Annotated in this window: 9 protein-coding genes; 6 read left to right on the top strand and 3 right to left on the bottom strand. The window is 70.5% G+C overall.

Annotated elements, in window-relative coordinates; genetic code table 11:
- Positions 1–61 precede the first annotated feature (61 nt).
- Together HHX37_RS24425 and HHX37_RS24420 are read right to left on the bottom strand one after the other, a co-directional pair.
- On the bottom strand, positions 62–385 hold the full coding sequence (locus tag HHX37_RS24425) for a DMT family transporter (protein WP_138460682.1): 324 nt from the start codon (positions 383–385) through the stop codon (positions 62–64).
- A 118-nt stretch (positions 386–503) separates the two neighbouring features.
- The gene (locus tag HHX37_RS24420; RefSeq protein WP_182886908.1) at positions 504–1,703 is read right to left on the bottom strand and encodes a cytochrome P450 family protein; all 1,200 of its coding nucleotides are present in this window, start codon (positions 1,701–1,703) and stop codon (positions 504–506) included.
- Positions 1,704–1,808: 105 nt separating this feature from the next.
- Here HHX37_RS24420 and HHX37_RS24415 point away from each other — a divergent pair, with 105 nt between their 5' ends.
- Positions 1,809–2,966 (top strand): TetR/AcrR family transcriptional regulator, encoded by a 1,158-nt coding sequence (locus tag HHX37_RS24415; protein WP_182887048.1) that lies wholly within the window; start codon positions 1,809–1,811, stop codon positions 2,964–2,966.
- A 225-nt stretch (positions 2,967–3,191) separates the two neighbouring features.
- Here the strand turns inward: HHX37_RS24415 and HHX37_RS24410 are convergent, their stop codons facing one another.
- Positions 3,192–4,220, bottom strand: a complete 1,029-nt coding sequence (locus HHX37_RS24410) for a LacI family DNA-binding transcriptional regulator (protein ID WP_182876804.1) — start codon at positions 4,218–4,220, stop codon at positions 3,192–3,194.
- 441 nt (positions 4,221–4,661) lie between these two features.
- Between HHX37_RS24410 and HHX37_RS24405 the strand changes: the two genes are divergently transcribed.
- From HHX37_RS24405 to HHX37_RS37890, 5 genes are all read left to right on the top strand, one after another.
- Positions 4,662–6,734: an alpha-galactosidase gene (locus HHX37_RS24405; RefSeq protein ID WP_310740528.1), complete on the top strand. Its 2,073-nt coding sequence runs from the start codon at positions 4,662–4,664 to the stop codon at positions 6,732–6,734.
- A 5-nt stretch (positions 6,735–6,739) separates the two neighbouring features.
- Positions 6,740–7,702, top strand: a complete 963-nt coding sequence (locus HHX37_RS24400; RefSeq protein ID WP_220503101.1) for a carbohydrate ABC transporter permease — start codon at positions 6,740–6,742, stop codon at positions 7,700–7,702.
- 10 nt (positions 7,703–7,712) lie between these two features.
- A complete protein-coding gene (locus HHX37_RS24395) occupies positions 7,713–8,603 on the top strand; it encodes a carbohydrate ABC transporter permease (protein WP_182886906.1) in 891 nt (296 codons plus the stop codon).
- Between the two features lie 49 nt (positions 8,604–8,652).
- On the top strand, positions 8,653–10,020 hold the full coding sequence (locus HHX37_RS24390; protein ID WP_182880947.1) for an ABC transporter substrate-binding protein: 1,368 nt from the start codon (positions 8,653–8,655) through the stop codon (positions 10,018–10,020).
- A 261-nt stretch (positions 10,021–10,281) separates the two neighbouring features.
- Positions 10,282–13,002 carry a CBM35 domain-containing protein gene (locus tag HHX37_RS37890; RefSeq protein WP_182886905.1) on the top strand — a complete coding sequence of 907 codons (2,721 nt, stop codon included), beginning with the start codon at positions 10,282–10,284 and terminating at the stop codon, positions 13,000–13,002.
- Positions 13,003–13,048 lie beyond the last annotated feature (46 nt).

The following is a 13,048-nucleotide window of genomic DNA, read 5'->3' as shown; positions in this document are numbered from 1 at the left end:
CCGAGGAGCCCGGAACCCGTCCGGACCACCCTTACCGGCCCCCGGCGCCGGGGTCAAACGATCAGTGTGCGCCGGAGAGGTTGAGCACGGCCACCCCGGCGATGATCAGAGTGATTCCCGCGACCTTGACCAGGTTCATGTGCTCGCCGAGGAACAGCGCGCCGATCAGCGCGATCGCCGCGGTTCCGGTGCCCGCCCACACCGCGTACGCGATGCCGACGGGCATGCGGAGCTTGAGCGCCCAGGCGAGCAGGATGAACGACGCGAGGTATCCGGCGGCGACGACGATGGTCCAGCCCCAGCGGGTGAGGCCGTCGCTGAGTTTGAGCGCGGAGGTGGCCAGGACCTCCGAGGCGATCGCGGCGGCGAGCAGGAGCCAGGCCATGGAGGAACCTCACAGACAAAGCGGTACGCTTGTCCCAATTTTAGATGCGAGGGCTCTTCCTGGCCATGGGGTTGCCGGGCAGGTGCTCCAGCTATGCCGACCGAGGCGCCCTGTCCGCCTACAGGGCCACCGGCAGCGCGGTCAGGCGGCGGGTGCCGGGATCGACGGCCTGCAGCTCCTCCACCGGGGCGGCCAGAGCCATGCGGGGGAACCGGCGCAGCAGCGCGGTGAGCGCGACCTGCGTCTGCACCCGGGCGATGGAGGCGCCGAGGCAGAAGTGCGGGCCGTGGGAGAAGCCCAGATGACCGGTGGCCGGCACCCGGCCGAGATCGAGCCGGTCGGGGTCGTCGAACGCCCGCGGGTCGCGGTTGGCCGCGGAGATCAGGACGGTGACCTTCGCGCCGTGGGGCACCGTCGTGCCGTACAGCTCGACGTCGCCGCGGGCCTGACGCGGGACCGCCAGCTGCGCGGGGCCGCACCAGCGGGTGAGCTCCTCGACGGCGCGGGGCATGAGGGCGGGGTCGGCGCGCAGGGCGGCGAGCTGGTCGGGGTGGGACAGCAGGGCGGCCACGGCGTTGGCGATGAGGTTGGTCGGGGTCTGTCCCGCGATGACCAGGTGCCAGACCAGGGTGACGATCTCGGTGTCGCTCAGCCGGTCGCCGTCCTCGTCCTGGGCGCGGGCGAGGTCGCCCACCAGATCGCCCCCAGCGGAGTCGGGGTGGTCGCGGCGGGCGGCGACGGCTGCCTTGGCGCCGGCCATGATGCCCGGGATGGCCCGCGCGAAGTCCGCGCCGGCGGCTCCGGCGACGGTGGCGCCGTACTCGCGCCAGCGGGGGCGGTCCTCCTCGGGGATGCCGACGAGGGCGCAGATGACGTCCATCGGCAGCGGGCGGGCGAAGTGGGGCAGCAGGTCGGTCTGCCCGCCGTCGGCGTGCGCGGGAAGCTCGTCGAGCAGCGCGTCGACGATCGCGGCGATCCGCGGCCGGAACTCGGCGGCCCGGCGGGGGGTGAAGGCCGGGGCGACCAGCTTGCGCAGCCGGGCGTGCTCCGCGCCGTTCATCTCGCTCATGGTCCGCAGGTACGGCAGGCAGTCCTCGGGGACCTCGGGGCGCATGTAGCTGGTGGCGTCGAGCTCGAACCGGGCGTCGCCGAGCATCGCCCTGGCACCGTCGTACCTCGTCAGGGCGTAGGTGGGGCCGAAGCCGGGGATCAGCAGCCGCGCGAGCGGGCCGCTTTCGCGGGCCTGCCCGTACGCCGTGAGGGGGTCGCGGAGGACCTCGGGCCGGGATAGGTCGATTTCGGGGAGGGTGTCGGTCATCGTCTACTCCAGATGTTTGTTCCACATGTTCACATCATCTGGATGGTGAGGGTATCTTGGTGGGCGGCGGCCGGCAAGCGTGAGGTCGTCGCGGCGAGGAGGGTGATGGAACGCCTGTCCAGGGTGGAGCTTCAGGCGCGCAACCGGGCCAGGGTGCTGACCGCCGCGCGGGACGAGTTCGCCGAACGGGGATTCCGCGACGCCAAGATCGACGCCATCGCCGAGCGTGCCGGGCTGACGCGGGGCGCGGTCTACTCGAACTTCCCGGGCAAGCGGGCGCTGTACTTCGCGGTGCTGGCCGAACTCGCCGAGGGCGCCGCTCCCCCGGCCGCCGGGCCACGTGGCGGGGCCTTGGCCGGGGAGGGCGCTCCCCCGGACGGCGGGTTGCCCGGAGGGGTCTTCGGCGCCGGTGGCCCGGCCCGGGACGGCGCGCCGCAGGCCGCCGGGGCCCGTGAGGCTCTTGCCGCGTTCGCCCGGGCCTGGGTGTCGCGGCTTCCCCTGGCGACCGACGGCCCGGGCAGGATCGGCATGGACCTGATGCCGGAGATCATGGCCGACGAACGGATCAGGAAGCCGTTCGCGCAGCTCATGAAACTGAGCGGGGTGTTGCTCGGGCTCGCCCTGGAGGAGGTGGCCGCCGGGGGCGGGCGCATGGTGCGGGTCGCGGAGGTCGCGCTGACGACGCTGCACGGCATGAGCCAGATGGCCGACGCCGCTCCCGGTTTCGTGGAGGAGTTCGACGTCGTCAGCGCGTGCGAGCGGCTGGCCGATCTCGACCTCGGCGACCGGTGGGACCCGCCGCATCTGCCCTGGGCGGCCCCTGCCCGGCCCGCGGACGCGCCGTGGGCGCCGCCGGCGGCGGCCGACGCGCTGCGCGGCGGCCCCGCGCCGCTCTCCGGCGACGGGGTGGTGGCGGTCGTCGGGCTGCACCGCCTGGGCGCGGTGGAGGAGGCGGTGCGGGCCGCGCGGGCCGGGGACGAGGTGACCGCCGTGCTGGTGACCGGTGACCCCGGTGAGCTGGGGCCGCTGGTGCGGCTGGTCGTCGCCGACCTGCGCGGCTGCCTGCGGGAGGCCTTCCCCCGGACGGCCTGGCCACGTCTCGGGGTGGTGTTCGACGAGCGGGGGGCCGTGGCGGCGGCGGCCGGGGTGCCCGCGGTGAGCGACGGGACCGAGACGGCGGTGCGGGTGCGGGCCGGGCGGGTGGTGGCCCGCGCCGACGGCCACGGCGCCTGCCACTCCGCCGCCTCCGCCGCAGGTCCCTGACGACGGCCTCGTCGCCGCGATCCCGTGCGCTCACCCGCGATCGTCCGACATCGAATTGCGTTCGGGCGGAGGGAAAGTCGCGGCCGTTGGTCCTCCGCAACGAGGCGCCGGGTTCGCGATGGCCGCTGCCATTGTCCGCGCGTGGAAGACCGTCCTTCCGGAGGTTTTCCTCGCCTGGGGTAGCGCCGCGGCCGGTCCGTGAGAATCGAAAAGCGGGGCGATTCCTCAGGCGCTTCCGCCCTGGAATATCTCGGTCGGCACCAGCACTCCCGGGCGTCCGGTGGGCCCCGCGTCGATTTCGGCCTGGCATCGGTCGATCAGTTCGGCGGCGACCTTCTCCAGCGGAATCCGTACGCTCGTGATGGTCGGTTCGGTGATCAGTCCCATCGCCCCGCCGTCGAAGCCGGTGACAGCGATGTCGCGGCCGGCCCGCAGGCCGAGGGAATGACCGATGTTCACCACGACGGCGGCGATTGAGTCGCTGCTGGTGACGATGGCGTCGGGCCGCTGCCGCCGGCTCAGCATGCGGCGTACGTGGTCGCGGATCGCGTCGCCGGAGCCCTCGAAGACGTCGTCGTCGCTCACCTTGAGCCCATGGCGGTCGAGGCCCCGCCGGAAGCCGTGGAGCCGTTCGCGCTTCCAGTACTCGTCGCCCTCGGCCCCCACGTAGGCGAACCGGCCGTATGCCTTCGCGACCAGGTGGTCCATGAGCATGGCCATGCCGTGGGCGTTGTCGATGTCGACCCACTGCTGAGGAAGGCCGGGGGCGAGGCGGCCGAAGGACACGAAGGGCAGCGTGCCTCGCGCCAGCAGCCGGACGCGGGGGTCGTCCACCTGTGACTCGGAGATGATCAGCGCGTCGATGTTGCCCCGGGTGGTCAGCTCGGTGAACACGGACAAGGGGTCCTCGTCGGTATGGGTGAACACCAGAATCTGGTAACCGCGACGGGCCGCGGCCTTTATCAGCGCCTGGAGGAAACTCAGGGTGAAGCCTTTGACCGTCTCCAGTTCCTCACCGGACATGTGGTAACCGATTTGCATGCTCCGCCGGGAGCGCAGGGTCTGGGCCGCTCGGTTCGGCTTGTATGAAAGCGCTTCCATCGCGGCCACGACGCGGGTCTGCGTCTGTGTCGAGAAGTAATCCTTGCGGCCGTTCAGCACGTTGGAGACCGTCTGCCGGGACACGCCGGCGAGTTTTGCGACATCGTCGATGCTGGGGCGGCGGACTGAGTGACGATCGTTCGCGCCGGCCATTTTCCCCCGATCGGCTGTGTCTGACATTCGCACCACTCATGGTGTCACGGGCGCCCGGACCATCGAATGCCTCCGGACTCTAACACGCACCGCACGCCCCGGAGAGGGTCGCGCGGACCGGTGCGCGCGCCGCCCGTAAGCACCCGAACGGGCCGCGGACGGACACCTTGACGTAACACGGACGGCGTGTCACCCTCGGCTCCATTGAACGATACATGTGAGCGCAAACACACTCCACCACCCCATCGAGACATGTAGCCGGGCCCCAGGCTCTCGGCGGCTGATGCACGCCTGATTCGGGATGAAAAGGACGTAAGTGTGGCAATCGTGGAAGCTGTCGCTGAGGGGGGAGATCCGCACTCCCCCGGTGCGGGCGACGAGGTCACGGCGCGGCCGGCCGGGCGCGGAGCCGACGGCTTCGTCCACCTTCAGGCGTCCGGGGTGAGCCTCGTGCTCGACTGCCGCGGCCCCCGGCTGCCACGGGTGCTGCACTGGGGACCCCCGTTGCCGCACGCGTCGGACGCCGACCTTCCGGCGCTGGCGCTGGCCTCGCTGCCGGCGACGGTGCCGAACTCGCTCGACACGCCCGCTTCGGTGGCGGTGGTGCCGGAGCCGGCGACGGGGTGGTTCGGCCTTCCCGGTGTCCTGGGCCACCGCGACGGCCGGCACTGGTCGCCGCTGTTCGAGACGGAGCACGTCGGCGTCCACGACCGCGGCGCCGGTGAGGGCGGTGAGGTGGCCGTCCTGGCGTCGGACTCCGGCTGCGGGCTGTCCCTCGAACTCCGCCTCGACCTGACGGCCGTCGGCGTGCTCCGCATGCGAGCCGTGCTCCGCAACACCGCGTCCGGCTGGTACACGCTCGACGGCCTGGTGATGGCTCTGCCGGTGCCGGCGGAGGCGACCGAGCTGCTCGACTTCACCGGCCGCTGGAGCCGGGAGCGGGACCCCCAGCGACGCGCGTTCTCGGCCGGCGCCCATGTTCGCGACGGGCGGCGCGGGCGCACCGGTTCGGACGCGTCGTTCGTCCTGGTCGCGGGTGAGAAGGGGTTCGGGTTCCGGTCCGGCCAGGTGTGGGGCGTCCACGTCGGATGGAGCGGCAACCACCGGACGTACGCCGAGCGGCTGCCCACCGGGGATTCGGTCGTCGGGGGCGGCGAGCTGCTGCAGAGCGGCGAGGTCCGGCTCGCGCCCGGCGCGTCGTACGAGACCCCGTGGGTGTACGCCGCCCACGGCGACGGCCTCGACGAGATGGCCGCCCGATTCCATCGCCTGGTGCGGAGCGGGCGGGGCGGCCGGCGACCGGTCATCGTCAACACCTGGGAGGCGGTCTACTTCGACCACGACCTGGGCCGGCTCACGGCGCTGGTCGACGCGGCCGCCGAGGTCGGGGCCGAGCGGTTCGTGCTCGACGACGGCTGGTTCCGGGGCCGCCGCGACGATCGGGCCGGGCTGGGCGACTGGTTCGTCGACGAGGCGCGCTGGCCGGAGGGGCTGCACCCGCTCGTCGAGCGCGTACGGGCGCGGGGCATGGACTTCGGCCTGTGGGTCGAGCCCGAGATGGTCAATCCCGACTCGGACCTGGCCCGCGCGCACCCCGACTGGATCATGGCGACCGAGTGCCGGCAGCCCCCGCCGTCCCGTCATCAGCAGGTGCTCGACCTGCGCCGGCGGGAGACCTACGAGTACATCCTGGAGCGGCTGGACGCGCTCGTGCGCGAGTACCGGATCGCGTTCCTGAAGTGGGACCACAACCGCGATCTCGTCGACGCGGGAGTGCACGAGCAGACCAGGGCGGTCTACCGCCTCATGGACGAGCTGCGGGCGCGCCACCCCGGCCTGGAGATCGAGTCGTGCTCGTCGGGCGGCGCCCGGGTGGACCTCGGCATCCTCGAGCGCACCGATCGCGTCTGGGCCAGCGACTGCATCGACGGCATAGAGCGGCAGGCGATCCAGCGGTGGACGGCGTTGCTCCTGCCGCCCGAGCTGATCGGTTCCCACGTGGGGTCGGCGCGCGCGCACACCACCGGACGTACGCAGAGCCTCGCGCTGCGGGCCGGCACCGCGCTGTTCGGCCACTTCGGCATCGAGTGGGACCTGACCGCGGCCTCCGGGGAGGAACGCGCGGAGCTGCGGCGGTGGGTGCAGCTCTACAAGCGGATGCGCGGCTGGCTGCACCGCGGGCTCGTCGTACGGGCCGACCATCCCGACCCGGCGCTGTGGCTGCACGGAATCGTGTCGGCGGACCGCGACCAGGCGCTGTTCTCGGTGGTGGCGATGGCCACCGGCGCCCGCACCCAGCCCGGACGGGTCCGCATCCCCGGACTCGACCCGCATCGGCGTTACCGGGTGCGTCCGCTGGCCCCGGGCGACAGGCCGGGCACCACCGCGGTGGCCCCGAATCCGTGGCTGGCCGAGGGCGTCGTGGTCACCGGCCGGATGCTGGCGGAGGTCGGCCTGTCCGCCCCGCCGCTCCACCCCGAGCAACTGCTCCTGCTGCACGTCACGAAGGCGTGACCGTCATGAGGACCGGCATCGGACGGCAGAGCGGCACGGCGGAGCCGCGGCCCGACACATCCCCGCCGCGGTCCGGCGCGCCCGCGCCGCGGCCCCGGCGCCGCGCGGGCGACCTGCCCGTCGCGATGGTCTTCCTCCTGCCCGCGGCGGTCGGCTTCGCGGCCTTCTACCTGTGGCCGGCGCTGCGGACCGCGTACCTCAGCTTCACCGACTACAGCCTGCTCGCGCCACCCGAATGGGCCGGGCTCGACAACTACCGGCGCCTGCTCGGCGACCGCCTGTTCTGGAACGCGCTCAAGGTCACGGTCGAGTACGTCGTCGTCAACATCGGGGTGCAGACGATCGCCGCCCTCGGCCTGGCCGTGCTGATGCACCGGCTGACCCGCTCCGGGCTGATCCGGGGCGTGCTGCTGCTGCCGTATCTGGTCGCCAACGTGGTGGTCGCACTGATCTGGTACACGATGCTCGACGCTCAGCTCGGGATCGTGAACCAGGCGCTGGAGTGGATCGGCCTCGACCCGGTGGCCTTCTTCGGGGAGACGAGCACGGCGATCCCCACCATCGCGCTGGTCAACGTCTGGCGGCACGTGGGCTACACCGCGCTGCTGATCTTCGCCGGCCTGCAGGCCATCCCGAAGACCGTGTACGAGGCGGCGGCGACCGACGGCGCCTCCGAGGCGACGATGTTCTGGCGGATCACGCTGCCGCTGCTGCGTCCCGTCCTGGCGCTGGTGCTCGTGCTGACCGTCATCGGATCGTTCCAGATCTTCGACACGGTGGCGGTCACCACCAAGGGCGGGCCGATCAACGCGACCCGGGTCATCTACTACTACATCTACGAGCAGGCGTTCCAGCGCTTCAACTTCGGTTACGCCGCCGCCGTCTGCGTCGCCCTCTTCGCGATTCTCGCCGGCCTCGCGCTGCTCCAGCTCAAGCTGCTCCGCGCCGGCGACTCGGACCTGGACTGAGAGGCGGGCCATGAGCCACACACTGAGACGGCCGAGCCTGCGGCGGACGGCGGCCTGGGCGATCCTCGTGCTGTTCATCCTGATCACGCTGCTGCCGTTCTACTGGATGCTGCGCATCTCCCTGTCCAACAACCGGACCCTCTTCGCGAACCCGGGTTCGCTCATGCCGACGGACTTCACGTTCGGCGCGTTCAAGCGGGTCCTGGGCATCGCGACGCTGGCGGAGGCCACTGCGGAGGGCGGCTCCGGCGCGAAGATCGACTTCTGGCGGTACCTGGCGAACTCGGTGGTCACCTCGGCCGTCATCACGGTCTGCCAGGTGTTCTTCAGCGCCATGGCGGCGTACGCGTTCGCCCGGCTGCGCTGGCCCGGACGGGAGAAGGTCTTCTTCGTCTTCCTCACCGCGCTGATGATCCCGCCGATCTTCACCGCGCTGCCCAACTTCGTGACCGTCAAGCAGCTCGGGCTGCTCAACACGTACGCGGGGATCGTGCTGCCGTACCTGTTCATGACGCCCTTCGCGGTGTTCTTCCTGCGGCAGTTCTTCCTCAACATCAGCAGGGAGGTGGAGGAGGCGGCGATCGTGGACGGCGCGGGACACGCGCACATCTTCTTCCGGCTGATCGTGCCGATGAGTTCGGCGCCGATCGCCACCATCTCCCTGCTGGTCTACATCGGAGCCTGGAACGAGTACTTCTGGCCACTGCTCGTGGGGCAGGAGGACGACGTCCGGGTGCTCACCGTGGCCCTGGGCATCTTCCGCGCCCAGAGCCCGCAGGCCGGGCCGGACTGGTCCGGGCTCATGGCCGCGACGCTTCTGGCCGCGTTGCCGGTCATCGCGCTCTTCACCGTTTTCGGACGATGGATCGTCAACTCCATCCAGTTCTCCGGGATCAAGTGATCCCTCCCTGAACCACCCTCATCCCCCCACCGCAGCAAGGAGATCTGGCATGAGACGGATAACGCGCCTCGCCGCTGTCGCGACGATACTTCCGCTGGCCCTGGCCGGGTGCGGCAGCGGGGACGACAGCGGCGGCGGGAGCGGGAGCGCCCAGGCCCCGGAGAAGACCGAGATCAGCTACTGGCTGTGGGACTCCAACCAGTTGCCGGCCTACCAGGCCTGCGCCGACGCGTTCCACGCCGCGAACCCCGAAATCACCGTGAAGATCTCACAGTTCGGCTGGGCCGACTACTGGACCGGCCTCACGACCAACCTCGTGTCCGGCAACGCGCCGGACGTCTTCACCAACCACCTGAACTACTATCCCGAGTTCGCGGCGAAGCAGCAGATCCTGCCGCTGGACGAGTTCGTCGCGGCCGACGGCACCAAGACCGACGTCTACGCCCCCGGCCTCGCCGACCTGTGGGTGTCGGCCGACGGCAAGCGGTACGGCCTGCCGAAGGACTTCGACACGGTGGCGATCTTCTACAACAAGAAGATGCTCGACGACGCCGGCATCACCGAGGACCAGATGAAGTCGCTCACCTGGAATCCCGACGACGGCGGCACCTACGAGAAGGTCATCGCCCACCTCACCGTCGACAAGAACGGCAAACGCGGCGACGAGGCGGGCTTCGACAAGAAGAACGTCAAGGTCTACGGCCTGGGCCTGGACGAGAACAACGGCGCCGGTGTCGGCCAGCAGATGTGGAGCATGTACGCGCTGTCCACCGGCTGGCAGTTCACCGACAAGAACCCGTGGGGCACGAAGTTCCAGTACGACGACCCGCGTTTCCAGAAGACCATCGCGTGGTGGCGCGGGCTGATCGACAAGGGGTACATGCCGAGCCTGGCCATCGCCCGGTCCGGCACCAGCGTCAACGACGGCTTCGGCGCCGGCAAGTACGCGCTGTCCACGAACGGCTCGTGGATGATCAACACCTACTATGGCTACGACAAGGTCGAGGTGGGCACCGCGCCGACGCCCGTCGGCCCCTCCGGGAAGCGCGCCACCATCTACAACGGCCTGGCCGACTCCATCTACGCCGGGACCAAGCACAAGGACCAGGCCTGGCGGTGGGTCAAGTACCTGGCGTCCGCGGACTGCCAGAAGACGGTCGGCGACAAGGCCGTCGTCTTCCCGGCGATCCCCGAGGCGCTCACCGTCGCCGAGGAGAAGTTCAAGGCCAAGGGCATCGACATCAGCGCCTTCACCGTGCAGATCCACGAGAACACGACGTCGTTGTTCCCGATCACCGACCACGCCAGCGACATCGGTGCGGTGATGGGCCCGGCGATGGACGCGGTGCTGAGCTTCGAGGCGGAGCCGTCCTCGCTCAGCAAGGCCAACGACGAGGTCAACGCCCTGTTCCAGTAGCCCCGGCGTTCCAGTAGTCCCGGCGCGCCACATGCCGACACGGACGCCCGTGGGCGGTAGATCTCCGCCCGCGGCGGAGCCGATACGCCGGACCACATCGGAAATCGCGGTGAACCGGCCGAGAAACGCCTGTGCAAGGGCTCGGCCGGCCACCTTCGATCCGTGAATCCCCCCTACCCCATCGGCCATCGACTGGAGAGCCAGAGGAGAGGCATGTCCAAATTACCAACTGATCGGCGAGCACGGCGAATCATCGCCGCGGTGACAACCACGTTCGCGCTCGTGACGGCAGGGGTGACGGCGGCGGTCCCCGCACAGGGAGACGAGCCGGCGGCCACGCAGCTGGTCGTCGACCTCGGCACGAGGACCGGCGCGTTCCGCGGCGCCGCCGGCGGAGCGCTGTACGGGCTGAGCGACGAGGGTGTGCCCAGCGACAACACGCTGGAGCCGCTGCGGCTGACCACCGTCAACCAGAAGCCGCCCGCGGGCGCCCAGCACCCCAACGGCGACGCGTTGTCGGTGGCGCCCTCGTTCTTCCGCAACGGCGGCAAGTACATCCAGGTCAACGTCCAGGACATGTACGCGCAGTGGACGTACGAGAACGCGGGCGGCGCGATCCCCTGCAACCAGGTCTGCTTCGACAACTACATGCAGAAGCTCGCCTGGGTCGTCGACCAGGTCAAGAACAGCCCGTACGCCGACCGCATCGTCTACGTGCCGTTCAACGAGCCCGACGGCATCTGGTACAACACCTCCACCGGCAACGCCGCGCAGTACCAGACCCGGATGGCGGCCCTGATGGCGCACTGGAAGGCGGCGGTGGAGTACATCCGCGCCAACCACCCGGGCGCGCGGGTCATGGGCCTCAACGACGCCACCTTCCGGGCCCGCAACTACGGTGACTTCCTCACCTACGCCCGCGACAACAACGTGCTGCCCGACTTCGTGTCCTGGCACCAGTTGGAGTCCGGCAGCCTCAACCCCGCGGGCGGCAACTACTACCGCACCAACTACCGGACCTACCGGAACCTGGAGCAGGAACGAGGCATCTCCCCCATCCCGATCAACATCAACGAGTACGGCGGCAACCGCGACCTGACGGTTCCCGGCCAGCTCATCCAGTATGTCGCCATGTTCGAGGACACCAAGGTCGACGCGGGCGGCAAGGCGTACTGGACCGCGGCCGGTCTGCTCGGCGGCGACGTCGTGGAGACCAACAAGCCCGGCGGCGGCTGGTGGTTCTACAAGATGTACGCCGACATGGCCGGCGGTGACACGGTCAAGGTCACTCCCCCGGCCCCGGCCACCCTCGACAAGCTCGAAGGCATCGCGGTCATCGACGACGACCGCAGGCAGGCGCGCATCCTGGCCGGCGGCGGCCCCTCGGCCGACTTCGACGTGGTCGTCGGCAACGTCGACGGCGAGCTGTTCGGCGACAAGGTCAACGTGACCGTGTCGGCGACCACGTGGAGCGGCCAGAACTCCGACGCCCCGCCGCCGGTCGTGCTGCGCGACGTCGACCTCGTCCCCGAGAACGGGTCGCTGACGATCCCGATCCGCGGGCTGGGCGTCGAAGGCGACGGCGGGCCGAACGTCGACCAGATGTCGGTGTACGAGATCGTGCTGTCGCCCGGCGGCGCCGGCACCCGCCAGTCCGTGGACCTGCCCTGGCGGGCCTCGTACGAGGCGGAGCTGGCCACCGTCACGGCCGGAACGGTTCAGACCTTCGGCACCCCGTCGAACTGGAACGCGGCCGCCACCTCCGGCACGCGTCACGTCGGCAACCTCACCCAGAACACCAGCGCGGTGACGTTCGACGTGAACGTGCCCAAGGCCGGCGCCTACAAGCTGGGCATCCTGTACGCCAACCAGACCGGTCAACCCGCCCAGCAGGTGCTCACGGTCAACGGCGCTCAGGCGCAGATGGTCGACTACCAGGCCACGCTCAACTTCCAGTGGCGCACCCGCAAGGACGTGGTGGTCCAGCTCCAGGCGGGCGCGAACCAGATCCGGCTGGCCAAGTCCCACCCCGAGCTGGGCACCGCTGTCGGTCAGGCGACGCTGGACCGCATCGACCTCGAACCGGCCTCCACCGGCCCGGTCACCCGGGACTACGAGGCCGAGCGGTCGCAGACCAAGGGCGACGTGACCTACGAGTACGACCAGCCGAAGCAGTCGGAGGCGGGCTTCCTCACCCTCAAGCGCGGCGGCGAGGCCATGTTCACCGTGTACGCCGAGGAGGACGGGTACTACGACCTGGAGTTCCGGCACAACAGCCCCGGCAAGCCGGGGTCGGTCACCGCGAACATCGGGCTCGACCGGCGCGCGGTCGACGGTGCGGTGCTCCGCGCCAACCCGGGCGGCGGCGCCTTCTGGAAGACCGACCGGCACCGGCTGTTCCTGTCGGCGGGCGTCAACCGGGTGACGGTGGAGCCCTCCGGCCCCACCCCGGTGCGCCTCGACAAGGTGAGCGTGACCCGGGCGACGTCCGGCCCCCGCCCGGTGCAGGTGATCGAGGCCGAGTCCGCCGCCCGGTCCGGCTCGGCCGCGGTCGACAACCACGGCTACGCCTCCGGAGGCAAGTTCGTCGGCTGGATCGGACAGGGGCCGCAGAACCGGCTGACCCTCCAGGTCGACGCGGACAAGGCGGGTGACTACCTGCTCGTCGTGCGCTACGCCAACGACGAGCGGAAGTCCGGCCACGTCTACAACGCCGACATCATCTCGCGGCCCCTCGACATCTCCGTCAACGACGGGGACGCGAAGCGGTACTGGTTCAAGAACACCTGGTCCTGGGGCAACTGGTGGGCTCGCGGCGTGCCGGTGACCCTGAAGGCCGGCACCAACACGATCAGCGTGTACAACGATCCCGCCAACGGCGCGAAGGCCCAGGGATGCCCGGCACCGTGCATCTCCGAGCTCGACAGCCAGTGGGCGCCCAACCTCGACAGGTTCGACATCGCGCCGATCAAGGTCGGCTGACGCGGTGACCCGGGGCGGGAACGGCGGCAGGACAGCCGCTCCCGCC

The organism is Microbispora sp. H10885, assembly GCF_014161415.1.
Classification (GTDB): Bacteria; Actinomycetota; Actinomycetes; order Streptosporangiales; family Streptosporangiaceae; genus Microbispora; species Microbispora triticiradicis.
Note: the sequence above shows the minus strand (reverse complement) of the source record. Positions and strands in the feature narration are given on the sequence as shown.